At 65.0% G+C, this 23,981-nt stretch carries 21 protein-coding genes; 8 read left to right on the forward strand and 13 right to left on the reverse strand.

Features of this window, described 5'->3' with window-relative positions; translation table 11 throughout:
• Window positions 1–12 precede the first annotated feature (12 nt).
• Both ACFZAI_RS13450 and ACFZAI_RS13455 read left to right on the forward strand, forming a co-directional pair.
• The gene (locus ACFZAI_RS13450; protein ID WP_342065941.1) at window positions 13–948 is read left to right on the forward strand and encodes an iron chelate uptake ABC transporter family permease subunit; all 936 of its coding nucleotides are present in this window, start codon (window positions 13–15) and stop codon (window positions 946–948) included.
• The gene (locus tag ACFZAI_RS13455; protein ID WP_391567318.1) at window positions 945–1,703 is read left to right on the forward strand and encodes an ABC transporter ATP-binding protein; all 759 of its coding nucleotides are present in this window, start codon (window positions 945–947) and stop codon (window positions 1,701–1,703) included. Before ACFZAI_RS13450 ends, ACFZAI_RS13455 begins: the two co-directional genes overlap by 4 nt.
• A gap of 92 nt (window positions 1,704–1,795) precedes the next feature.
• Here the strand turns inward: ACFZAI_RS13455 and ACFZAI_RS13460 are convergent, their stop codons facing one another.
• The 4 genes from ACFZAI_RS13460 to ACFZAI_RS13475 all read right to left on the reverse strand — a co-directional run bounded on the left by ACFZAI_RS13460 (window position 1,796) and on the right by ACFZAI_RS13475 (window position 7,107).
• Window positions 1,796–3,016, reverse strand: a complete 1,221-nt coding sequence (locus ACFZAI_RS13460) for an MFS transporter (RefSeq protein WP_391567319.1) — start codon at window positions 3,014–3,016, stop codon at window positions 1,796–1,798.
• A 157-nt stretch (window positions 3,017–3,173) separates the two neighbouring features.
• A complete protein-coding gene (locus ACFZAI_RS13465; protein ID WP_391567320.1) occupies window positions 3,174–5,294 on the reverse strand; it encodes a 5'-nucleotidase C-terminal domain-containing protein in 2,121 nt (706 codons plus the stop codon).
• A gap of 156 nt (window positions 5,295–5,450) precedes the next feature.
• Window positions 5,451–6,269, reverse strand: coding sequence for a hydroxyethylthiazole kinase (thiM, locus tag ACFZAI_RS13470; protein ID WP_391567321.1), 819 nt, complete (start codon window positions 6,267–6,269; stop codon window positions 5,451–5,453).
• Window positions 6,270–6,657: 388 nt separating this feature from the next.
• Window positions 6,658–7,107, reverse strand: a complete 450-nt coding sequence (locus ACFZAI_RS13475) for a hypothetical protein (protein ID WP_391567322.1) — start codon at window positions 7,105–7,107, stop codon at window positions 6,658–6,660.
• A 274-nt stretch (window positions 7,108–7,381) separates the two neighbouring features.
• On the opposite strand from ACFZAI_RS13475, the gene ACFZAI_RS13480 reads away from it, so the two are divergent.
• Window positions 7,382–8,245 (forward strand): hypothetical protein, encoded by an 864-nt coding sequence (locus tag ACFZAI_RS13480; protein ID WP_391567323.1) that lies wholly within the window; start codon window positions 7,382–7,384, stop codon window positions 8,243–8,245.
• A gap of 39 nt (window positions 8,246–8,284) precedes the next feature.
• Here ACFZAI_RS13480 and ACFZAI_RS13485 read toward each other — a convergent pair whose 3' ends face one another.
• From ACFZAI_RS13485 to ACFZAI_RS13495, 3 genes are all read right to left on the reverse strand, one after another.
• Window positions 8,285–8,794 (reverse strand): hypothetical protein, encoded by a 510-nt coding sequence (locus ACFZAI_RS13485; RefSeq protein WP_391567324.1) that lies wholly within the window; start codon window positions 8,792–8,794, stop codon window positions 8,285–8,287.
• Window positions 8,795–8,880: 86 nt separating this feature from the next.
• Window positions 8,881–9,339 (reverse strand): hypothetical protein, encoded by a 459-nt coding sequence (locus tag ACFZAI_RS13490; RefSeq protein ID WP_391567325.1) that lies wholly within the window; start codon window positions 9,337–9,339, stop codon window positions 8,881–8,883.
• Complete coding sequence (locus ACFZAI_RS13495) at window positions 9,336–9,641, reverse strand: hypothetical protein (RefSeq protein ID WP_391567326.1); 306 nt, start codon at window positions 9,639–9,641, stop codon at window positions 9,336–9,338. The genes ACFZAI_RS13490 and ACFZAI_RS13495 overlap by 4 nt, the downstream gene beginning before the upstream one ends.
• A gap of 285 nt (window positions 9,642–9,926) precedes the next feature.
• Between ACFZAI_RS13495 and ACFZAI_RS13500 the strand changes: the two genes are divergently transcribed.
• The gene (locus tag ACFZAI_RS13500) at window positions 9,927–12,314 is read left to right on the forward strand and encodes a DNA internalization-related competence protein ComEC/Rec2 (RefSeq protein WP_391567852.1); all 2,388 of its coding nucleotides are present in this window, start codon (window positions 9,927–9,929) and stop codon (window positions 12,312–12,314) included.
• 42 nt (window positions 12,315–12,356) lie between these two features.
• On the opposite strand, the gene ACFZAI_RS13505 is transcribed toward ACFZAI_RS13500, so the two are convergent.
• From ACFZAI_RS13505 to ACFZAI_RS13530, 6 genes are all read right to left on the reverse strand, one after another.
• Window positions 12,357–13,268 (reverse strand): TonB family protein, encoded by a 912-nt coding sequence (locus tag ACFZAI_RS13505; protein ID WP_391567327.1) that lies wholly within the window; start codon window positions 13,266–13,268, stop codon window positions 12,357–12,359.
• Between the two features lie 110 nt (window positions 13,269–13,378).
• Window positions 13,379–14,776: a four-carbon acid sugar kinase family protein gene (locus tag ACFZAI_RS13510; RefSeq protein ID WP_391567328.1), complete on the reverse strand. Its 1,398-nt coding sequence runs from the start codon at window positions 14,774–14,776 to the stop codon at window positions 13,379–13,381.
• Window positions 14,773–16,050, reverse strand: coding sequence for a ribulose-bisphosphate carboxylase large subunit family protein (locus tag ACFZAI_RS13515; RefSeq protein ID WP_391567329.1), 1,278 nt, complete (start codon window positions 16,048–16,050; stop codon window positions 14,773–14,775). Before ACFZAI_RS13515 ends, ACFZAI_RS13510 begins: the two co-directional genes overlap by 4 nt.
• Window positions 16,051–16,087: 37 nt before the next feature.
• Window positions 16,088–16,627 (reverse strand): VOC family protein, encoded by a 540-nt coding sequence (locus ACFZAI_RS13520; RefSeq protein ID WP_054425222.1) that lies wholly within the window; start codon window positions 16,625–16,627, stop codon window positions 16,088–16,090.
• A gap of 72 nt (window positions 16,628–16,699) precedes the next feature.
• A complete protein-coding gene (locus tag ACFZAI_RS13525) occupies window positions 16,700–18,580 on the reverse strand; it encodes a TRAP transporter large permease subunit (RefSeq protein WP_391567330.1) in 1,881 nt (626 codons plus the stop codon).
• A gap of 9 nt (window positions 18,581–18,589) precedes the next feature.
• Window positions 18,590–19,612, reverse strand: a complete 1,023-nt coding sequence (locus ACFZAI_RS13530; protein ID WP_391567331.1) for a TRAP transporter substrate-binding protein — start codon at window positions 19,610–19,612, stop codon at window positions 18,590–18,592.
• 112 nt (window positions 19,613–19,724) lie between these two features.
• Here ACFZAI_RS13530 and ACFZAI_RS13535 point away from each other — a divergent pair, with 112 nt between their 5' ends.
• The 4 genes from ACFZAI_RS13535 (at window position 19,725) to ACFZAI_RS13550 (ending at window position 23,934) form a co-directional block, all read left to right on the forward strand.
• Window positions 19,725–20,786, forward strand: coding sequence for a LacI family DNA-binding transcriptional regulator (locus tag ACFZAI_RS13535; protein WP_391567332.1), 1,062 nt, complete (start codon window positions 19,725–19,727; stop codon window positions 20,784–20,786).
• Between the two features lie 117 nt (window positions 20,787–20,903).
• Window positions 20,904–22,103, forward strand: coding sequence for an MFS transporter (locus ACFZAI_RS13540; RefSeq protein WP_391567333.1), 1,200 nt, complete (start codon window positions 20,904–20,906; stop codon window positions 22,101–22,103).
• A 16-nt stretch (window positions 22,104–22,119) separates the two neighbouring features.
• Window positions 22,120–23,364: an arsenic transporter gene (locus ACFZAI_RS13545; protein WP_391567334.1), complete on the forward strand. Its 1,245-nt coding sequence runs from the start codon at window positions 22,120–22,122 to the stop codon at window positions 23,362–23,364.
• Window positions 23,365–23,463: 99 nt separating this feature from the next.
• The gene (locus ACFZAI_RS13550; RefSeq protein ID WP_391567335.1) at window positions 23,464–23,934 is read left to right on the forward strand and encodes a MarR family winged helix-turn-helix transcriptional regulator; all 471 of its coding nucleotides are present in this window, start codon (window positions 23,464–23,466) and stop codon (window positions 23,932–23,934) included.
• Window positions 23,935–23,981 lie beyond the last annotated feature (47 nt).

Raw genomic sequence — 23,981 nt, forward strand, 5'->3', positions numbered from 1 at the left:
CCGCCCCAAGCGATGCGCCTGTTCTGGCTGGCTGCGGCCGCGCTGGCGTGCGTGGCCGCGTTCATGACGTTGGGCGCCAACGGCCAATGGTCGTTCGTGATTCCATTTCGCGGCGGCAAGCTGATTGCGATGCTGCTGGTGGCGTACGCCGTGGCCGTGTCGTCGGTGCTGTTCCAGACGATCACGCACAACCGCATCCTGACGCCCGCCATCATGGGCTTTGACGCGTTGTATCTGTTGATTCAGGCCGTCGTGGTGTTCGGCTTTGGCCAGGCCGCCACGGCGGCGAACCACCCCGTGGCGGCGTTCCTGTTGGAAGTCTGCGCCATGACGGCGTTTGCGTGCCTGCTGTTTCGCTGGTTGTTTTCAGACGCGGTACGCAGCCTGCATTTGATGATGCTGGTGGGCATCATCTTCGGGCTGCTGTTTCGCAGCCTGTCCAATTTCATGGTGCGGCTGATCGACCCTAACGAATTCCTGGTGCTGCAAGACCGCATGTTCGCCAGCTTCAATTCGGTGCGCGTGTCGCTCTTGCCGATTGCGTTTGCCGCCGTCTGTGTGGCCACGCTGGTGATCTGGCGCATGCGGCATCGCTACGACGTGTTAGCGCTGGGCCGTGAGATTGCCGTGAACCTGGGCGTGGACTATCGCCGCAGCCTGATGCTGACGCTCGGCGCCATCGCCGTGCTGGTGTCGGTGTCTACCGCGCTGGTGGGGCCGGTGACGTTCTTCGGCCTGCTCGTCAGCAACCTGGCGTATCAGGCGATGGGTTCCGACAAGCACAAGTACACCATTCCCGCCGCCACGATGCTGAGCGTCATCTTCCTGGTGGGCGGCCAGACGCTGCTGGAACGCGTGCTGGGCTTGAACACCACGGTCAGTGTGGTGATTGAATTCGTAGGCGGCGTGATGTTCCTCGTCCTGATTTTGCGCAAGGGGCGCCGATGATTGAAATTACCGAAGTCAGCAAGCAGTACGGCGACAGCGTGGTCGTTGATGGCGTCAGCCTGCAATTGCCCGCCAACGGCGTCACCGCCATCATCGGGCCAAACGGCGCGGGGAAATCGACCTTGCTGTCGATGGTCAGCCGCTTGCTGCCGCTATCCGCGGGCCAGATCCAGGTGGATGGGCTGGACGTAACGAAGGCCGACAGCCGCGAACTGGCGCGCCGCTTGTCCATCTTGCGGCAAGACAACCATCTGCCGCTGCGGCTGACGGTGAAGGACTTGGTCGCGTTTGGCCGCTACCCGCACACGGGCGGCCGGCTCACGCTGGACGACAAAACCCACATCGACCGCGCCATTGCGTATTTGAACCTGGAGCCCCTGGCGGACCGCTATCTGGATGAGATGTCGGGCGGGCAGCGTCAGCGCGCGTTTGTGGCGATGGTGCTGTGCCAGGACACGCGCTACGTGCTGCTGGACGAACCGCTGAACAGCCTGGATATGAAGCACGCGGTGGCCATGATGGGCACCCTGCGCCGCGCGGCGGATGAGCTGGGCAAGACGGTGGTGCTGGTGCTGCACGACATCAACTTTGCGTCCACCTGCGCGGACCGCATCGTGGCGATGCGGCAAGGAAAGATCGCGCATCAAGGCACGCCGGATGAATTGATCCGGCCCGAGGTGCTGAGCCCTTTGTATGAATTGCCGATCGACGTGCACGAGATCGGCGGCAAGCGGATCTGCGTGTACTACCGGTAGGGGCGGGGGCGGGCGCAGCCCACCCCGCTGGGTCGTGAGCGCAGTGCGTTCTGGCAGTAGGTTCCGACAGGGTGCTAAGACCGCCCGTAGACTCAGCGCGCCGATTCCGTGCTGGCGACCAGCCCGCTGCGACGCGCGGCGCGATGCTGGCGTTCCAGCAAGACGGCCCACAGCCACAAAGGCAGGCTGGCCAGCGCCAGCAGGCTGCCGACCCAGCCGGTCGACGTCCAGCCATAACCCGCGGCAATCGCCAGCCCGCCCAGTAGCGGGCCCAGGGCGTTGGCGGTGTTGAAGGCCGAGTGATTCAGCGCCGCCGCCAGGCCTTGCGCATCGCCCGCGACGTCCATCAGCCGCGTTTGCAGCACCGTGCCCAACGCGCCGCCCACGCCCACCAGGAATACGTTCAGCGTGATCAGCCAGACGTTGTGCGCCATCAGCGGGAACAACGCCAGCACCACGGCCGACCACACCAGCAGCAGGCCGGCAGTGCGCATGACGGCGCGGTCGGCAAAGATCGGCACCACCATATTGCCCACGGTCAGGCCCACGCCAAACGCGCTGAGCACGAACGGCACCACCGACGGCGATACCTGCGTGACGGCGGTGAGCGTGTCGGCCAGATACGTGTAGACCGAGAACAAGCCGCCAAAACCCACCGCGCCGATCGCCAGCGTGATCCATACCTGGCCGCGGCCCAGGGCGCTTAGTTCGCGCAGCGGGCTGGCCTTGTGGTCGGCGGGGGTGTCGGGCGCGTAAATGGCCACGCTGATCATCGTCAGCACCGCCAGCAGCGACACCAGCCCGAAGCTCCAGCGCCAGCCAATCACTTGGCCCAGCCAGTTGGCCAGCGGCACGCCGACGATGGTGGCGACGGTCAGCCCCAGAAACACGCGGCCCACGGCCATCGTGCGCCGGTTGGCCGGCACAAGCGAACTCGCCACCAGCGATGCAATGCCGAAGTACGCGCCATGGGGCAAGCCGCTAAGAAAGCGGAAGAACAGCATCCAGTGGTAATCGGGGGCGATGGCGCTCAGGCCGTTGCCGACAGCGAACAACGCCATCAGCGCGATCAGCAAGCGGCGGCGCGGCATCTTCGCGCCCAGCACGGCAAGAATGGGCGCGCCAACGACCACCCCCAACGCATAGGCGCTGATGACGTGGCCCGCGGTGGGCGCGTCAATGCCCAGCGACTGGGAGAAATAAGGCAGCAGGCTCATCGTGGCGAACTCGGTGGTTCCGATGGCGAAGCTGCCGACAGCAAGGGCAAGCAGCACCAGCGCGGGCCGGTGCTGCGTAGAAGAGGGGTGAGACATGGATGGACGAGAGGAGATTCGGCGGATGTTGCGGCGCAACAGCGCTATTGTAAGCACCGAAAGCTGTCATTTGTCTGTGTCGGGATTGACGTTGCTGACAAGCTTTGGTGATAAGGCGGGGCGCCCCACCCGCAAAGGCGCCCCGCCTGTACGGCGGCTACTGGCTGAGATCCACCGCATAACGCGACAGCTGCGTCGTCGCATCCGGCGTCGCGTCAAACACCGACACGTTCGTCACGCCGTGCGCGGCGGCCATCGCCACGGTGCCAGGCACCGACCAGAACACCACCGGGCCGGCCAACGTAGCAAGCGGCTTGAAGCGCCAGCTGCGGTCCAGGCCGTACGTGGCCAGGTCCAGCGACGGGTTCTTCTTGATGTAGCTGATCAGCACATCACGGCTGGCGTCCGGCGCTTGCAGCACGATGTCACCCTTGCCGCCGGCCAGGCCGGGGAAGTCGCCGCCGCCGCTTGCGCGGTAGTTGTTGGTCACCACCAGGAACTGCGCGGCCGGGTCCAGCGGTGCGCCTTGGTACGTCAGCCCCGAAATGCGCGAGCCCTTGGGTTGGCTGACGTCAATCTCGTACTTCAGCGCATTGCCCGCCGCGTACAGCACGTCGAAGTTGAACGTGGGAAAGCTCGTATCGATCAGATCTTGCGGCGCGACCTGGGCGGGGTCGATCTGCTTGAACTGTTCGGCCGTCTTCTCCAGCCATTGGCGCACGGTGTCGCCCGTGACGCGCACCACTTGCAGCGTGTTGGGGTACAGATAAAGGTCCGCAGCATTGTTGATTGCCACATTGCCTTGCTTCACGAACGTGAAGTCGCCCGGGCCGTTACGCCCGCCTTTGAAGGGCGCGGCGGCCGACAGAATAGGCAGGTTGGCATATGACGGGTTGTTCTTCGCGATGTAATCCGTCAGGTAGTCGATCTGCGCCATGTTCACGATCTGCAACGCCGACACATCGCCCGTCAACGCGTAGTAGGTCGCCATGTCGAACTGGCTTTGGCCGATGGGCGTCTTCACGTAGTCGATAGTGGCGGCGTGTTCAGCCTGCACCAACTGCTGCACGGCGGTGTCGGGCGCCACATAGGTGGCCGGCGTGGAGCCGCTTTGCGCGGTCAGGCGCGTGGAAATGCGCGCGACCGTGGTCGCGTCCTTCTGCACCTGCCAGCCCTTGTCATAGGCAAGCTTTAACGTGATCTGGCCCAGGTTGTTGCCCCATTGGCCGGCCTGCACGGCAGGCACGCCATTGATCAGGCCCTTGGCCAGATCAATGCCCGGCTGGCCCGCGAATTGCGACGTCGTGCTGGTGTCGGGAAACAGCAAGTGCTGGTGGCCGGTGATCAGCGCATCAATGCCCGGCACCTGGGTCAGGTAGCCCGCGCCGTTCTCCATCGATGGGCTGTACGCCGTCTTCATGTCGATGCCGCCATGCGCCAGCGCCACGATGATGTCCGCACCTGCGGCCTTCATGTCGGGCACATAGCGCTGCGCCGTTTCCTTCCAGCCCGTGACCTCGACATGGCCTTCCAGATTGGCCTTGTCCCATTGCAGAATGGGCGGCGGCGCAAAGCCGATGACGCCCACCTTCAACGCCACATCGATGGCCTTGCCGCTGGCGTCCGTGGCCTTGAACGTCTTGTCCAGCACCACCCAGGGTTTGAAGATGGGTTGCTTGCTGGCGGCCGACACCACGTTGGCCGACACGAACGGAAAGCCCGGCGCGGCGCAATCGCGCGCGCCTGTGGGGTTGGTCTGCGCGGTACCTTTGCCAATGCCGGCCAGGCCGAAATCCACATTCGTGATCTGCGACAGAAAGGGCAGGCCGTAATTGAATTCGTGATTGCCCATGGTGCCGGCGTCATAGGCCAGCAGCTTCATCTGCTTGTAGACGGCAATCATGTCCGAGCATTGCACGGGCGAGACCAGCGCCTGGTAGTCGGACAGCGCGGTGCCTTGAATGGTGTCGCCGTTGTCAAACAGCAGCGTGTTGGCGTGCTGCTTGCGGGCGTTGGCGATCAGCGTCGCGGTGCGATCCACGCCGTAGCTCTTGTCTTCGGCCAGCTTGTAGTAGTCGTACCCCAGCACGTTGGCGTGCAGGTCGGTCGTGGCAAGAATCGCAACGTCCAATGCCGCGCCTTGCGGCACGCTGGCCGCAGGCGGCGTGACCGCGCCGGAGTCTTCGTCATCATCATCATCGTTGCCGCAACCGGCCAGGCCGGTCAGGAGCAGCACGCTGGCGGATACCGCAAACAGTTTTCGTACGTGTGGCTTCACTGTCTTTCCTTCCGTGTCATGAAGGAAATCGATTTTGGGGACAGTGTGTGACCTGGGCGTGACACGGCGGCGGTTCGGAGCCGCTGCGGCGATCCATGCCTTAGCAGCGCGGTACATCAGCGCATCGACGCGTTCCTGCATCGACGCGTCGATGCCTTAGCGCAGCGGCGATTCCCGCGTCAGGCTTTCCACTTCCAGCGCCGCCAGCGCATCCAGGAACCGCCATGCGAATGAGCCCGGGCCTTGGGCCAGCATGCCGGCGCGCTCGCCCGCAATAGCAAAGCAGGACAGGGCGGCGACAGCGGCGGTGAACGGGTCATCTTTTGCCACCGCTGCAAACGCGCCGACCAGTGCGCTCAGCGCGCAGCCGGTGGCGGTGACGCGCGGCATCAGCGCCGACCCGCCCGTGATGTGCACGGCACGCGTGCCATCGGTGACGTAATCCATTTCACCCGTCACGGCCACGACCGTGCCATGCGCGCGTGCGATGACGTCGGCGGATCGTTCCGCCTGCGCCACCGCGTCGCGCGCATCCACGCCCTTGCCGCTGCTTTGGCCACCCGCCAGCGCGATGATTTCCGAGGCGTTGCCGCGGATGATGGCCGGACGCAGCGCCAGCAACTGCTGCACGGCGCCGCGGCGAAAGGCCGTGGCGTGGTGGGCCACCGGGTCCAATACCCAGGGAATGCCGGCCTGGTTGGCAGATGCGGCGGTGAGCAACATGCTTTCCAGCCAAGGCGCGGACAGGGTGCCGATGTTGATGACGACCGCACCAGCCAGGCGCGCGAATTCCGGCGCTTCGTCCGTGGCATGCACCATGGCGGGCGACGCGCCCATGGCCAGCAGCACATTGGCGGCAATGTTCATGGACACAAAATTCGTCAGGCACTGCACCAGCGGCGCATCACGGCGCACGGCGGCGTACAGGTCTTGCGAGGCTTGGGCGAGGGCAGTGTGGGCGGATAGGTCAGTCATGCGTTGAATCGTAAGCGCTGCGGCGTTGCGCCGCGGAAGGCGGGGGTATGTTCGGGCGGCGGCCGGCGGCTTGTCAAGCGCGGAACAGCATTTTCCTTGAGCGGTGTCTTTGCCTTTGCGTTTGCGTTTGCCTTTGCGATTGCTTTTGCCTCTGCCTTTGCTTCTGCCTCTGCCTTTGTCTCTGCTTCTACCTCTACCTCTACCTCTGCCTTTGCCCTTGCCGTTGGCTAGCGCGGGCTTGGCCGCCTTCTATTCACGCACGCCGTCATCATGGCGCGCCGCCACCCCACCGCAATGGCGGACGGGAGCGTAGCCCCAAGCTGGCGGTTTTCGTCAGGGATGCGGCGCTACGGTCTGCGTGCGGGCGTCGGCTGACATTTACTGTGATTCACGGCGTGACCTGGTAGCCACGCTGTTGCATGCAACTGGTGTAGGCCGACGAGGCGTTGGCATTCGTCTTTGCGTCTTGGCGGCGGTCCTGGCGCTGCCGCGAACCGCCTACCACCGCGCCCGCCACGGCGGCATTTTTCGCCTTTTCCTGCCGGTAGTCTTGCTTGACGTCATCGTCGACGCGGTCAGAGATCTCGTCGTGTTGATTGGTGCGCGCACCTGCAACGGCCGCGCCGGCAACCGCGCCAGTGGCGGCGCCCCGGGCGCGTCCGCCTGATGAGGGTTGGCTGGCGGTGCTGTTGGCGCCCGACTGCGATTGGCACGCCGCAATGTCTTGTTGAGTCAGTTCAGGAGATTGGCCTTTCATCGGTGTCACGGTCTGCGCCGTGGCGCTCAGGCACACCAAAGTGAGTAAAGACGCTGCACAGGGGAATAGGGACGTTTTCATGAAAACTCCATTGAGATGATGGGGGTCCCCGGAAATTTCAGTCTAGCTCTGCAAGCAGACACCCTGCGCGAATCATCCATACCCCAGATGGGGTATGGGCGTATCCAGGGCCGGATGGGCAACATCATGGCCGCCCCTGCCACGGCCATCCTGAGGATCTGTTATGCGTATCGCGTTTGCATCCTGTATTGCCACCGATGTGTTCAGCGACCAACCCGTCTGGGATTGGATTGGTGCGCACGCGCCCGATCATCTGGTTCTGCTGGGCGACAGCATGTACCTGGACATCCTCGTCGAGCAGTCGGTGCATCCCAAAGACATGAGCGAAAACGATTTTGCGAAACATGCCTTTGGCCGATACCGCGAACTGCTGCATCAACCGCAATTCTCAACGCTGGTGAAATCGATGCCGGCAGGCTCCGTCTGGGCGACGTGGGACGATCATGATTTTCTTTGGAATGACGCCTTGGGAGCCGTCGCCGCGGCGAACCCCCAGCATGCGCCAAAGATACGCATGAGCACGGCCTTGCATGAGGCGTATCGACGCACGCTAGAGCTAGGGTTGGCCGCCGGTTCGTTTCCTGAATCCTATGCGGCGCCCGAGCTCTGGAACGTCAATCAGCCGGCGCTGGAAACGCCCAGCGTCTGGCTGTCGGACGACGTGATGCTGCATCTTGCGGATGTTCGCACCTGGCGCACAGGCACGTGGCTCGTGCCGAAGAACATATGCACCATGCTGGGCGCCCCACAACGCGCTGCGTTCGATGCGGCGATGGATGCGGGGCCGAACGCGGTTCATCTCTTTGCAAGCGGCTCGGTCTGTGCCGACTACAAAATCGGGTACGCAGCAGACTGGCGTTGGCTGCTGGGCAGGGCCGCGGTTAGCAAGACCCTGGTGCTCAGTGGCGACATCCATCGCAATGAGTCGGATGCCTTCTACACAGGCGGGTGGCCCCTGCATGAAGCCACATCGTCGGGCGTGGCGGTGAAGGACGCCGTGACCGTAGGAGACACGTGCAGAAACTACGGCTTGGTCGACATCGACAACAAGCACGTGTCGTTTTCTTTCTTCGCAGAGAATCAGCTTGAACCGCTGCATTCACGCACGTTGAGCCGCAAGACCTGGCTTCCGGTTTAAGGCAGTGGCGCGGTGGCGCTTGCGTGAGCGGCGCGCTGACTATGCCTGCGGTGTTTGCGGAATTTCGATGTGAAACGCAGGGTCGCCATTGGCGGGAGAGTAGAACTTCGAGATCTCGCCCGCGGCCTTTGCCTGTTCAAGCGCGCTGAGAAAGCGCGTTCGGTTGGCAATGGAAGAGGGGGCGATATCGATAACGTTCAGGGCGGAGGGGTCCGCACAATGCCGGCTGACCTTGCCTGGACCGAGCTCAAGAATTTTTGCTTCCATCGCGCCAAGTATGACTTGTCGGCCATGGCCCAGCGGTTTCAAGCGCTGATATTCCCGAATCACGGTTTGCCCGGCGGGGCCATAAAGGTCGAGTTGCTTCTGAATGCTTGCGGCCTCGATGTTCACGAACATGGCGCGGGCTTGGCCGGCGGGCGTGCGCACCGTGCTGGTGATGACGCAGGAGGGCAGCCCCGCGGAATCCAGGATCGAATTCAGGATGGATCGGGAGTGTTCGCTGACGACTGATGCGTCTGCGCTGGGTACAAATTTGATGCTGGCCATCGTGTCGGTCTCCTGTTGCAGATGCTAGGGATCAGTGGCGGGCTTTGCGTCCTGTGCGGGTAATCGGAATGTCACCGCCGGGCGAGTTACGGGAAAGATTTGTCGACCGGCTTATCGGTGTAGGTCGAGGACTGTTCAATGGGAGGCGAGGTTTCGCGCGGCAGCGTCGCGGCCAAGGGCGCCGGCGAATCTTTACCGAGCAGGTACCCGGCAATGGCACCGAAAAGTCCAATGATCGGCGTGAGCTGTTCGTTGCTGTAGCCGACGACCAAGAGCAAAGCGGAGAATCCCAGAATGCTGATGACTCCCATCGTTCGCAGCACTTGAACGCTAGTGGCGCGCGACCGCCACAGCAGCACGGCCGAGATGATCAATGAACATAGGGTGAAAGCGAGGAGCGACAGCGCCAATAGTTTGATCAGGTCAGGCGACCAGCCTTGCTGGGGAAGCTCTGCATTGCTTGCCATGGCCGCGTTGAAGTCGTTTTGCGCTTTCATCAGCGCATCAACGGAAGCCGTGCTGGCGGATAGTACGCGCGCCGTCATTTCTGCTGCTCCGCCACTTGCGCTTCAAGTGCTTGAATCTTCGCCTCTAGCTTTTTGACTCGTTCATCGAGCTCGGTGATCGCCTCGGTCTGCTTGGCGATAAGGTTTGATCCGGCCAGATTTAACGTGGTCTGTCCTGAATGGCCGGGCATCCAGGGATTACCTGAGGGTGTAGACGGCGCGTAACCCGGCTTGGAACTGCTCCAGTCTTTTGGCAGCGTCATCGTTTGAGGGAGCGTTTGGCCACTGGCGCCCGCCATCCCTAGGGTAAATAAGGAAATCGATAGAAACGCGCGCTTCATACTCGCTCTCCTGTTTCGGGGCGCCTGAATGCCAGCGAAGGGGATGATGCGGTGACTTTGCTCGCCCCGTACATACGCAGATTTTGGTATGTACCTTGAAAGCCAAATTGGATAGCCCGCCGCACGACGCCTTGAGGCGCTTGCGGCTTGCCGAGGTGGACAATTCCATTCACTCGATGATCCGGTTGAATCATCCTCGTCCTACGCTTCTGGCTTTAGGAGAAGGACATCACCGGTCGTTCATTTTGCTTTGGCGTCGTGGCGGGGGCGGCGGGCGTGCAGTGTTTGCCGGCGTTGCCTGGGTTTTTTGCGCTGCTGTTGATTGCCGGCTCAGGCGGCGTCGCATGCGTGGTTTGGGTCCGCTGCCGCGGTGACAGCGTTCGCATCTTTTGTTCTTTTTTGTTGGGCCTGAGCAGCGGCACGCTCAACGCCTGTGTTCAAGCGCATGTCCGCGTGAACGATGCGTTGTCAGACTTGCATCAAGACCAGGTATCGCGCCTGATTCTGCGCGTGGCGGAGCTGCCGGATGGCGATGATCGGCATCAGCGTTTCGTGGGCGAACTTGCTGAACCGCCGCGCGCGGGAATTCCCTCGCGTGTGCAGGTCACATGGCAGACGCCGCCCGGCGCGTCGTCCGCCATGCCTGCGGTGGTTCCGGGTCAGGTATGGCGCATGGCCGTGGTGTTGCGGCGGCCGCACGGGGTGTTGAACCCGGCAGGGCCGGACGCCGAGGCGCGGATGTTTGCGCGTGGGCTGCGTGCGGTGGGCACGGTGCGAGGGCAGCCGCGCTTGTTGGATGATCAGCCGTGGGCGTCGGCGGGCATCGCCATCGAACGCGCGCGGCACCATGTGCGGGCGGGTTTGCGTAAGGCCTTGGGAGAACACCGCTATGCGCCGGTGTTGATTGCGTTGGCGATCGGGGATCAGGCGGGGGTGGCGCGCGATGACTGGCGCATCTTCAACCGCAGTGGCATTACGCATTTGGTCTCGATCAGCGGCATGCACGTGACGTCGATCGCCGGCATTGCGGGCGTGCTGCTGGCGGCGTTGTGGCGGCGGGCGCGCTGGCGGGGCGTGGGCTTGGCGGAGTTTGCGCCGTCGCGCATTGCGGGTGGCGCGACGGCGGCCGTGGTGGCCTTGCTGTATTGCCTGCTGGCGGGGTGGGGCGTGCCAGCGCGGCGCACGTTCTTCATGTTGTCGGTGGTGTTGGTGGCGGCGGTGTCGCGCTTGCCGTTGACGGCGGGCAGGGTGCTGGCGGGTGCGGGGGCGGCGGTGGTGGCGCTGGACCCCTGGGCGCCAATGTCGCCGGGGTTCTGGTTGTCGTTCGGGGCGGTGGCGATTCTGCTGCGCATTGCCGACATGCCCTTCGATGCCGAAGCCTCTTGGCGCAGGCGCCTGGCCAGCCGCTTGGAGCAGGCCACGCGGTTGCAGTTGATCGTCACGCTGGGGCTGACGCCGTTGCTGGCGTTTCTGGTCCATCAGGTGTCGGTGGGGTCGCCGCTGGCGAACGCGGTGGCGATTCCGTCCGTGACGTTCATCGTGACGCCGCTGGCCTTGTTGTGCGCGGCGTTATCCGTGGTGCCGGGCGCGCAAGCGGTTGCCGGCTGGGTCGGGCAAATTGGGCTGGCGGCGTTTGATTACACAATGGTGCCGGTCGCCTGGGTGGGCAACGCGCAGTGGGCAAGCGTGTCCGTCGCGGCGGCCCCGTGGCCGTGGCTGCTGTGGGCGGTGGCGGGCATGGTCTGGGCGTTGCAGGCGCGGGGCTGGCCGGCGCGGCATCTGGGCTGGGTGTGCATGCTGCCCTTGCTGTGTTGGCGGCCCGACCGGCCTGAACTCGGCCACTGGCGGATGAGTGCGCTGGATGTGGGGCAGGGCAGCGCCATTCTGGTTGAGACCGCCAGCCAGACCTTGCTGTTTGACGCCGGGCCAAGGCACTACGGCGGCAGCGACGCAGGCGAGCGCGTGGTCGCGCCGTTCCTGCAAGCACGCGGCATTTCGGCGCTGGACGTGCTGGTGTTGTCACACGCCGACCAGGACCACGTGGGCGGCGCGCGTGTGGTGCTGGCGGCAGTGCCGGTGCGGCGCAGCTACGCCTCGTTTGACGTGGCGGCGTTTGTGAGACGGGACGCTAGCGTGTGGCCGGAGGCAGGGAAAGCCTCGCCCGGCGCGCAAGCCACGTTGCCCGATCGCATGTTGCGCTGCCGTCGCGATGACGCTTGGGAAGTCGACGGCGTGCGGTTCACGTTTCTGCATCCGGCCGATGACGGCGGTGGCGCACCGGCAGACCGCAATGCCGATAGCTGCGTGCTGCGTGTGCAGGGCGCCAGCCATTCGTTGTTATTGACGGGCGATATTGGCGTGGCGCAAGAGCGGCAACTGGTCGCGCGTGGCGTGCCGCCTACGGACGTCGTCCTGGCCCCGCACCATGGCTCGGCGTCCTCATCCGGCCGTGATTGGGTGATGGCGGTAAAGGCCAGCCATGCGATTGCGCAGGCCGGCCACTTGAACCGCTTTCGTCATCCCGCCCCGGCAGTGGAACGGCGTTGGTCGCGGGCCGGGGCCGTGTTCTGGCGTAGTGATCGTGACGGGGCGGTAATAGCGGAGTCGACCGCGCACGCGCTGCGCGTGGAGTCGCAACGGGATCGCGCGCGGCGGTACTGGCATGGGAGGTAGATAGGGTTCGCGTCAACGTCGACAGGCACGCGCTGCCAAGAATCACCGCGCACTGATTCCCACGCCATCCCGAATCTGTCTAAACGCCGGCAACGCGGCGGCCATCGCGTCGCGTGCCGTCGCGCACGCCAGGACGACGCGCGCTTGTGGCGCGTCGTATAGCGCGGTGTATTGGAGAATGCCGCCCGCGCCCGCCTTGCCTTGCGCGCCAGGCGCCACCACGTAATCCACGCCGGGGATGCCGGCCTGAACAAAACTATCCAGCGTTTCCAACGTTGCGCCTTGCGCCGTCTGCACGTTGCGCACGGCGGCCAATCTGGCGGCTTGGGCTTCGGGCGAATCGGGGGCGTGCTTGCTGGTGGATTTCGAGGTGCGTAGGGCTTGGTAGCCGACCGTGCAAACGATGTTGCCGCCACCCACCGCCGACGGGCCGCCGGCGGCGCTGGCGATTTCCACCAGCACGTCGTAGCGGGAGGTCTTGCGATGGCCCGCGATGTGGAAGGGGGCCGGCACGCTGACCTGGAATCCCAATTCGTTGTTGGCATAACTGCGCGGAAGGGGGGCCGCAGGCGCAGCGTTGCCGCTGCCTTCCACCACATATCGCACGGGCAGCATCAGGCTTTGCTTTTCCGCTTTCATATCGGGCGTGAAGGCGGGCAGGCGGCCGGCGCGGCGGATCATGGCGACGGTGGCGTTGTCGACTGCCGGGTCGCCGGATGACTGGCTGATCGTGACAGCATCCAGCGTGCCGTCCGCCAGGATGTCGATGCGCAACTGGACGTTAAGCGTGCGGCCCGCGCGCAGGACGGCGGGCGGCGTGACGATCTTGCGCTGCAATTGCTTGCGGATGGCGGTGTTCCACTCGGCTTGCGTCGCCAGGGTGTTGGCCGCGACGGGGGCGGACAGGCTAAGGACTAGCGCGGCAATGCAGGTTGCGCGGAACCGCCAAGGCATGGGGTGATCTCCTGGATGGGGGGCGTGCGGCATGCTGCCGGACAAATCAGGGGGCAGCATAACCGACGTGAATTCGACGCCAGCCTAAGCCCCAGCCCCAGCCACCCGGGTCAGCCCTTGCCCGTCACCAGATCGTCGAACAGCAACTCCCCGCCCATCTGTCCGCCCTTGAGCATCAATTCCACGCCGTCGACCAACGCGTTGTCGCTGCGCGCGATGCTGACGGTGACGCCGGGCGCCAGCACGCAGCGGAACGCCAGGCCCCACAGGCCCAAGGCGAGCGTTGCCTGACTAGAGGTGTCGCCGCCCGCGATGCCGATGCGCGACAGGCGCGTGCCGCGTTGCGCGCTGGCGCTGATGATGTTCGCGGCCAATTGCGCGGTGGCGCGCGCGGTGGACGCAGCCTGATCGGCGGTGACGGCATCTTGGGGCCGATCAGTGTGGACCAGCACGTTCTGGCCGCGCTGCAAGGTGGCGGCGGCCTGCTGGACCTGCGCGTTCGCATACGTTGGGTCGTGCAGCAGTTGTTGCACGTTCAAGGGCTGATGCACGTAGCGCTGGCACGCCGCGATCTGCCGCGCGGTGACAGGCGACAGGCTGCCCGCCACGACCAGCACCGGCCCCGATGCGGGCGTCAAAGGCGGGGCGGAGGGGGCGGTGGGGTTCGCGTAACCATCGTGGCCGGTGTGGCCAGGGGAAGCGGCCCGCGCCAGCGCCTGCTGCACGCTGCTGGGGCCCACCGCCAGCAGCGGCACGCACGCCGCGGCGCGCCAGATCAGGCGGCCGATGACGGCGAGTTGCTCGTCATCGGTCAGGTCGAACAGCACCGGGCCGTCGGACGTTTCGATGATGCTGTCGATCCAGTCTTCCACGCGCGGCGCGTCGTCGGCCTGGCGAAGACGCGGGTAGGCGGTGTGCGGCACCGAGCGGATACCGGGCAGCCCCTGCTCGGCCAGATGCCGGCGCAAGTCGGCCTCGTGCATCGGCGTGACGGGGTGCTGGCTCATGACCGGATGGCGGTCGATACGATGAATCTCGGGCGATGCGCCGGCGCGCGCGAACAACTGCGCGAAGCTGCAATAGCGCCCGATGCTGGGCTGCCCGCCAACGATGGGCACCAGCGGGTTGGGCATGTGGCGGCGCAGTTCGCGTATGGCCACGCCGATGCTGCCGACGTGCGGCGCGCTGTCGAAGGTGGAACAGCATTTGTAGTGCAGCACGCGCGCGCCCGTGCCGGCCATGAAGCGGCCGACGGCGCGCAGTTCGGTTTCCATGTCGGCGGGCGCCATGGCGCGCGCGGCGCCGGCGATGCCGATGGCGTCCAGCGGCCCGGCGCGGCGCAGGTGCTCGGGCGTTGGCACGCCCAGAAACAGCAGGCCGCGCAGGCCGGCGCGCGCTACCTCGGCCAGCGTGTCAGTGGCGCCGGTGAAGTCGTCGCCATACCAGCACACGCGCGGCGCGTGAACAACGGGCGCGTCGCGATGGGCTTCGCTGCCTGCCGCAGTCATGCGCGGTTTCCGAAGAAGGCCAGCGCACGTTGCAGTTCGGGGGCGTTGCGGGAGTAGTCTTCCAGCGTCTGGCCTTCGCGCACCGCTTGCCAGGCTTGGCGAATGCTCTGCACGCCCGCTGCCGGGCCATCCGGGTGGGCCAGGATGCCGCCGCCAGACATGAACATCAGGTCGTCGGTGCGCACCGCGGCCCACGTGGCGGGCACCGTGCCGGCCCATTGGCCGGACGAGAACGCGGGCATGACGGCGTCGTCGATGCCGGGCGTCAACGATGCCAGGCAGTCGCGCGCGGAGTCGACGACTTCGCGGTCGTCTTGCGCAAATTTTCCATGCAGGCCGTGCACATGCATATGGTCCACGCCCGCCAGCCGCCACAAGGTTTGATACGCCTGAAAGCCCATGCCCAAAAGCGGATCGCGCGACAGCGCGCCGTAGCCGTTGCGATGGCCGTGCAGCGCCAGCGGCGTGCTGCGGCGTAGCGTCTGGATGGCCGAGAAGCCGCACCAGTTCAGGCTCGCCATGACGCAGGTGCCTTCTTCGCGTTCGATCAGGTCGGCGTGGCGGCGCATGGCGTCGGTTTCGTCGCTGATGTTGAACGCCACCATGACCTGCCGGCCCGTGCGTTCGCGGTGCGCGCGCACCACCGCCATGACGGCGGCTACGCGTTGCGCCAGCGGGGCGTGGGCGGGGTTGGCGCAGACTTCGTCGTCCTTGATGAAGTCCACACCCGCCGCGCACAGCTGCGCCACCAGATGCGCGGTCTGTTCAGGCGACAGGCCGACGTTGGGCTTGATGATGGTGCCCACCAGCGGCCCTTGCGTCACGCCCGTCAACTGGCGCGTGCCGGCGATGCCCACTTGCGGCAGCTCAAACTGCGCGCGGTAGTTGGCAGGCAGCTCCATGCTTTCCAGGCGCAGGCCGGTGACTTCGCCCAGGTCGTACAGGTTGCCGCCGACAGTGGCGGCCAAGGTCGCCAGGTTGGCGCCTACGTTGGCCACCGGAAACGAAATGCGCACGCGGGCGCGCTGGTACGTACCCGGCATGCCGCCCGGCTGGCGCGCCAGCCACGCGTTGGGCAGGCTGGGCGCGGTAACGGTGTCCAATAGTTCAATGGACTCGACACGCGCGCGGGCCCGGGCGCGCAGCTCGTCGGTTTCACCTTGCACGCGGGTGAAGGTGCCGCAGGACTGTTCGCCGGCCATGACCTCCGCGACCCGCGCGGGGTCCATCGGGGTTTCGATCAGGTAGGTGGCGCTAAACGATTGGGAATTCATGGTGGCGGCGGACAACGGTGTCGAGTCGAAGGGGGCTTCAGAGGCGGGACAGATCGGGGAAGGGGCGGACGGGGTCTTTGCCATCCCAACCCGAAGCGCTTTCGCGGATCAGGTCGAACAAGCGGCCTTTGGGGCCGGCCACTTCGGACAGCTCGATCACGGTGCCCGGGTGGTATTCGGTATCGAAATAGATGAAGCGGCCTTTCTCGCCCACTTCACCGCTCATCTTGGGCTTAAAGCCTTGGGCCAGCAGGCGCTCCAGATCGGCGTCGTAGCTTTCGGTCCAGTACGCCACGTGTTGCAGGCCGGTGCGGCCGGCTTGCAGGAAGTCGCGGTACATGGACGGCACGTCGTTGCGGGTCTGGATCAGTTCCACCTGCACGAAGCCGGAGTTCGCCAGCGCAACCGAGTTGTGCGGTTCGTAGTGCTCGCCGTCGTACTGGTAGTTCACGATCGGCACGCGCGGGTTGTAGTACCACGGGCCCACGCCCAGCGTGGTGCTCCAGTACTCCATGGCGGCTTCGATGTCGTGCACGACATAACCAAGTTGGCGGATCTCGCCCAGGAAACGACTCATGATGGATCTTTATAAAGAGGGAGACGGAAGGGGAAGCGGCCCGGCGCTGAATCACATCCGGGCCGCGTCAGGTCACAGGAAGCCGATGGAGAACCAGGGGAAGGCCGCCACGATGATCAGCCCCACCAGCAGCGCGGCGATGTAGCCCCAGATCGGGCCGATGCCCTCGTTGGGGTCGACGCGGCTGATGGCGCAGGCGCCGTAGTAGCCCACGCCAAAGGGCGGCGCGAACAGGCCGATGCCCATGGCGAAGATCACGACCATCGCGTAGTGCACTTCATGCACGCCCGCCTGCACCGCGATCGGGAACAGCAGCGGCCCGAACAGCACGATGGCGGGGATGCCTTCCAGCACGCTGCCCAGAATGATGAAGGCCACGATGGACACGGCCAGGAAGCCGTAGCTGCCGCCGGGCATGCCGGCCATCAGGCGGGCCAGATCGCCCGAGAAACCCGATTGCGTCAGCGCCCACGCCATGGCGGTGGCGCAGCCCACGATCAGCATGATGGCGCCCGACAACGAGGCGGTTTCGATCAGCATGGGCTTCAAGCGCGCCCAGTCAAAGCGGCGATAGATCAGGATGCCGATCACCGCCGAATACACGATGCCGATGGTTGAGACCTCGGTTGCGGTGGCCACGCCTTCGACGACGGCCGCGCGGATGACGAAGGGCAGGGCGACGGCGGGCAGCGCAATCACGAAGAAGCGGCCGATTTCCTTGAAGGAAAAGCGCTGCACCAGGCTCAGGTCTTCGCCGCGATAGCGCCACCACACCACCGAGCACAGCGCCAGGCCTAGCACCACCGCGGGCAAGAGGCCGCCCGTGAACAGCGCCGCAATCGACACGCCCGTGACCGAGCCGATGGTGATCAGCACAATGGACGGCGGGATGGTTTCGGTTTGCGCGCCGGTGGCCGACAGCAGCGCCACCAGATCGCCCGGCTTGGCGCCGCGCTTTTGCATTTCCGGGAACAGCACGGGCGCAATGGCCGCCATGTCGGCGATCTTCGACCCCGAGATGCCCGACACCAGGTACATCGCGCCAATCAGCACATACGACAGCCCGCCGCGCACATGGCCCAGCAGGCTCGCCAGGAACTGGATCATGGCGCGCGCCATGCCGGTCATCTCGATCAGCGAACCCAGGAAGATAAAGAGCGGCACCGCCAGCAGCATCAGGTGCGACATGCCTTCGTCCAACCGGCCCACCATCACTTCCATCGGCGTGTTGGTCGTCAACGCCAGGTACGAGAACGTGGCCAGCGCGAACGAGAACGCAATCGGCACACCCGAGAACACCGTGGCCGCCACAATTCCCACAAAGAAGATCACCAGGTTAAGCTTGCCCAGCCCCTTGAACATCGGCTGCGCAAACCAGAAGAGGGCGACCACAACCGCCACGCCCGCCAGCGCCATCAGCACTTGCGGCAAGGGCTGCGTGCGCAAGAGGCGCAACAAGGCCACCACCGCCATCAGCGCCATGCCGATGGGAATGGCCGATGCGCGCCACGCGTTGCTGAGCTCAAGCGCGGGCGTGATGATGAAGTGTTCTTCGTGCGCGTACTCGATGGCGGGTGCCAGGATCATCACCAGAAACGCCAGCGATGCGGCCAGCGCCACGGTTTCCAGCTGCGCGCGCCGTGCGGGGCTGACGTTGTTGACCAGCGCCGTCATACGCATGTGCTCGCCGCGCCGCAGCGCAACCACCGCGCCCAGCATCGACAGCCACAGGAACAGGATGGAGGCGAGCTCATCGGACCAGACCAGCGGGCTGTGGAACGCGTAGCGCGCCACCACCCCGGCAAACAGCACAATGATTTCGACAAGCACAATCGCGGCCGCGACGTGTTCAACCACGCTGCCGAGCACACTGTCCAGGGCGTTGGCCGCCCGCCGCAAGGGGTTGGCGGGCAGCACGGGGGCGGCCGGGTGGGGGGCGGACAAGGAAGACATGGCGCGACCTCAGGCCAGCTTGCCGACACTTTGTTCCAGCAGCGACCAGGCTTCGTTGCCGAAGCGGCCTTGCCATTCCTTGTAGAAGCCCGCCGTGCGCAATTGTTCGCGGAAGCTGTCGGCGGCCGGCTGATTGAATTGCAAGCCCTTGGCTTCCAGGTCGGACTGCACCGAAGCGTTCAGCTTCTTGATGTCTTCGCGCTGCGCAAGACCCGCTTCGTTGATGCCGCGCGCAACGACCGTCTTCAGGTCTTCCGGCAGGCCTTCCCACATGCGGCCGTTGGCGATGAACCAGTAACCGTCCCAGATGTGATTGGTCAGCGAGCAGTACTTCTGCACTTCGTACAGCTTGGCGACCTGGATGATGGGCAGCGGGTTTTCCTGCGCGTCCACCACCTTGGTCTGCAACGACGAATACACCTCGCTGAATTGCAGGCTGGCGGGCGCGGCGCCCAGGCCCTTGAACATGGAGATCGGCAGCGAGCTCACGGGCACGCGGATCTTCAGGCCGTTCATGTCGGACGCCGATGCCACCGGCGCCTTGCTGCTGGTGGTTTGGCGAAAGCCGTTGTCCCACATCTTTTCAAAGGCGTAGAGCTTGCGCTGCGCGATGGCGGCGCGCACGTGGGCGCCGAGTGCGCCGTCCATGGCGCCCCAGACCTGGTTGTAGTCCTTGAACGCGAAGCCCACGGCGTTGATGGCGGCCACCGGCACCAGGGTGGCGATCACCAGCGCCGACGGCGTGAAGAAGTCGATACCGCCCGAGCGCACTTGCGCCAGCATGTCGGTGTCGCCGCCCAACTGGTTGTTCGGGAAAATCTTGATGTCCACGCGGCCGTTGCTTTCCTTCAGGATGCGTTCGGCGGCTTCCTGGGCGCGGATGTTCAGCGGGTGCGTCACCGGCAGGTTGTTGCCGTACTTGAGCGTGTAGTCGGCGGCGCGGGCAATCAGCGGGAATCCCCCGCCCAGGGCGACGGCGGCGGGAACGGCGCAAAGGCGGCGCAAGGCACTGCGGCGTGTCAGCAGCTTCATGGTTGTCTCCATAATCGTAGTTATGATGTTTTTTGATGTGCCACAAATACGCCAATACCATGCGGCAGACTGGACAATAGTGAATAGGCAGTATCATCGTCAAACCTTATTCATGATGGTTTTTGATGTGAATAAACCTGCTCCCGAACGCAAGCTGGCGCGCTTGGCCGATGTGGCCGAGCGCGCTGGTGTCTCCACCGCCACAGCCGACCGCGTGTTGAACCGCCGGCCGGGCGTGCGCGCCAATACGGCGCAAAAGGTCTTCAAGGCCGCCATCGAACTGGACTACCTGCCCGAACAGGAACTCAGCGCCGCGGCGCCCGCGGAACCGATGCGGCTGGTGTTTCTGCTGCCGCGCGGCAGCAACCGCTATCTGCGCATGCTGGGCGACACCGTCAGCTACGCGCATGAACATTTCGGGCCGCTGAACGCCAAGTGCCAGATCGAATACGTGGAAAGCTTCAACCCCGATGCGCTGGCGCAGGCCTTGGCCAAGCACGGCAAGCGCGCCGACGGCATCGCCTTCATGGCGCTGGAGCACCCGGTGGTGCGCGAAGCCGTCAATGCGCTGGCGCAGCAGGGCGTGCCCACGGTGACCTTGATTTCCGATATTGCCAACAGCGCGCGCACGGCTTATGTGGGGCTGGACAACCGCGCCGCCGGCCGCACGGCGGGCTATCTGATTGCGCGCTTCATTGGCATGCGCGCGGCGCATGTGGCGCTGATCGCCGGGTCGCGCCATTACCGCGCGCACGAAGAACGCGAAAGCGGTTTTCTTCAGCTGTATGCCGAACAGTTCCAGGCAATGCAGGTGGTGGATTTGCGCGAAGGCTATGACGACGCGCAGCGCAACTACGAACAGACGCGCCAGCTGCTTGAGCAGTATCCGAATCTTGCCGGCATCTACAACATTGGCGGCGCGTCCGACGGCGTCGCCCGCGCCCTGAAGGAAGCGGGCTTGCAACACCGCGTGGTGTTCATCGGCCACGGCCTGACGCCCGACACGCGTTCGTTGCTGATCGACGGCACGATGGATGCCGTCATCACGCAAAGCCCGATGGAAGCGCTGATGAGCTGCGTGCGCATCTTCTGCAACCTGCGCGACAAACGCAGCGCGATGAACGGCGTCGAGCTGGCGCGCAGTCAAGTGATTTTTCGTGAAAATCTGCCGTAGCCGCGTGATGGATTGAAACGGCAATTCTTTTTATGGCCATGCCTGTCTACAATCCGCCATCTGCGGACCACGGCTTTCATCGCTACCTTGCCATCCCCATCCTCTGCTTCGCGTCCCTTGGACTGGCTGAATTTTTTCGCAGCCGATGTCCGGGATGGCCTTGGGCCTTATCTGGCTATTTACCTGCTGGCGGTGCACCAGTGGCGGCCTGACAGCATCGGCTTGGTCATGACTATTTCCGGGCTGGCGGCGCTGGCGGCGCAAACGCCGGCTGGCGCGCTGGTCGACCGCACGGCGAACAAGCGCAGGCTGCTGATGGCGGCCGCCATTCTGGTGACGGTGGCGTGCATGGCGGTTCTGGCGAACGGCAATTTCGCGTGGGTCACCGTCACGCAGGCGCTGGCGGGCATCGCGTCATCGGTGTTCGCGCCGGCCATCGCGGGCATCACCTTGGGGCTGACGGCCGCCAACGGTTTCACCGGGCGTATCGCGCGCAACGAATCGTATAACCACGCCGGCAATGCGTTTGCCGCCTTGCTGGCCGGCGGCCTGGCGTATGTGTGGGGGCCGGTGGCGGTGTTTTACTTGATGGCCGTGATGGCGCTGGCCAGCCTGGCCGCGGCATCGCGCATCCCCGCGCATATTGATGTGGACCGGGCGCGCGGCCTGGACCACGACGCCGCCGCCAGCGCACACCCCGTTGCCTTGCGGCAGTTGCTCAGCAACCGGTCACTGCTGTTGCTGGCCTTGAGCTGCGCCTTGTTCCACCTGGCCAATGCCGCCATGCTGCCGCTGGTGGGCCAGAAGCTGGCATTGGCCAACCCGGCGCTTGCCACGCCGCTGACCGCCGCCTGCATCGTCGCCGCGCAGTTCGTCATGATTCCCGCGGCGATGGCGGTGGGGCGCTATGCCGACCGCCTGGGCCGCAAACGCTTGTTGCTGATCGGATTCCTGATCCTGCCGTTGCGCGGGGTGCTGTACACCTTTTCGGACCACACCGCCTGGCTTGTCGCCGTGCAGTTGCTGGACGGCGTGGGCGCGGGTATCTTCGGGGCCGTTCTGCCGTTGATGGTGCTGGACCTGACCCAAGGCACCGGTCGTTTCAACGCCAGCCTGGGCGCGGTGACGACGGTGTTTGGCATCGGTGCGTCGCTGAGCAACGGCGTGGCCGGCGTGATCGTTCAGCAGGCGGGTTACCGCGCCGCGTTTCTGGCTTTGGCCGGCATTGCGGCGCTTGCATGTATCACCTTGCTGGCCTTGCCCGAGACACGCAAGACGCACGCAAAACCCGCCACCTCCGTTTCCTCTATTTCCTGATTCCTTGCCGGTAAGCATGTCTTTGTCCAATGCACTGATCTGGTTGATTGCCGCGGCAACCACCATGGCCATCTTGTTCCGCCCCTGGCGTTTGCCTGAATACGTGTGGGCCTGTGCGGGCGCCGTCGCGTTGGTGGCGTTGGGCTTGCTGCCCGTCGCCCAGGCGGGCAGCGCCATCTTGGAGGGCACGGATGTCTACCTGTTCCTGATCGGCATGATGCTCGTGGCCGAGGTGGCCCGGCAGGCAGGGCTATTCGACTGGCTGGCGGTGGCGGCGGCCGATCATGCGGGCGGCTCGGCGCGGCGGCTGTTCGATCTGGTCTTCCTGGTGGGGACGGTGGTTACCGTGCTGCTGTCCAACGATGCGACGGCGGTGGTGCTTACACCGGCTGTCTATGCCGTGGCGCGCGTGGTGGGCGCGCCGCCATTGCCGTATCTGTACGTGTGCGCATTCATCGCCAACGCGGCAAGCTTCGTGCTGCCGATTTCGAATCCCGCCAATCTGGTGGTGTTTGGCGACCGCATGCCCGCACTGATGCCTTGGCTGGCGCACTTTGCGCTGCCTTCCGTGCTGGCGATTGCGTCTACCTACGTCACGCTGCGGCTGGTGTTTCGCGACGACTTGCGGCAGCCGCTCAAGCCTTCGCCGCCGCTGCCGCCGATGACGCCGGCCTTGCGGATTGCGGCGCTTGGCGTGGCGGGCACGGCGTGCACCTTGCTGATCACGTCGGCGCTGGGCTACCGGCTGGGCATGCCCACCCTGGTCGCGGGGGCGGCTTCGGCGGTGCTGGTGCTGGGCGTGACGCGGTCCAGCCCATGGCGCCTGATCAAGGGCGTCGCCTGGGGAGTGCTGCCCCTGGTGGCCGGCTTGTTCGTGTTGGTGCAAGGCATGGCCGCAAGCGGCGTGCTGCAAGACCTGGCGCAGTTGATGCGCGGCTTGTCCGCCAACGCCGCGCTGTGGGCCAGCGGCATCGGCGCGGCGCTGTCGGGCAATGTCATCAACAACTTGCCGGCGGGTCTGATGGCGGGGTCGCTCGCGCGCATGGCTGACCTGCCCAGCGGCACCACCGCTGCGCTGCTCATCGGTATCGACCTGGGTCCGAACCTGTCCGTGAGCGGCTCGCTCGCCACCTTGCTCTGGCTGCTGGCGGTGCGCCGCGAAGGCATGCACATCAGCGCGTTCAGTTTCCTGCGGCTGGGACTTGTGGTGATGCCTCCCGCCCTGTTGCTGGCCCTGGCGGCGTTGCACCTGACGAATTGACGCAATGCCCGTTCCCCCGGCCGCCCATTCCGGGCGGCACATTGTGCTTGTGTTTTTACTGCCTAGGCAGATAAAATCCGGGAATCGCGTTTCGCCTTGATGTTCCAGACCGCCATGCCGCCTGCCAAACCTTCCGTGCTGGACAGCTTTTACACCGGTGAACTCGGCTTCATGGTGACGTCCGTGCGCGCCAGCATTCACGATGCGCTCGAGCGCGAACTGGCGCCGTATGACCTGACGACGCCGCAGTATGTGGTTCTGAACTGTCTGGCCAAGGGCTGGGGCCGTACGCTTAGCGACTTTTGCCGGGTGCTGGCTTATGACTCGGGCGCCATGACCCGCTTGCTGGATCGCATCGTGGCCAAGGGCTTCATCCGGCGCGTCGAGAATGAGGCGGACCGCCGCAGCTACCTGATCGAACTGACCGAGCTGGGGCAGGCCGCCTTGCCGCAAGCGCTGGACGCCACCGAAGTCGCCATGCGGCGTTTGCTGAAGGGCTTTTCCGAAGATGATGCCGAGACGCTGCACAAGCTGTTGTCGCGGCTGCTGATCAACGCGGGCAAGGACTGAATCGGTTCGGCCGAATTCCGCGTCACCTTTTCCGCTTTTTTTTATCT

This window comes from Achromobacter sp. NPDC008082 (genome assembly GCF_042957345.1).
Classification (GTDB): domain Bacteria; phylum Pseudomonadota; class Gammaproteobacteria; order Burkholderiales; family Burkholderiaceae_B; genus Achromobacter; species Achromobacter kerstersii_A.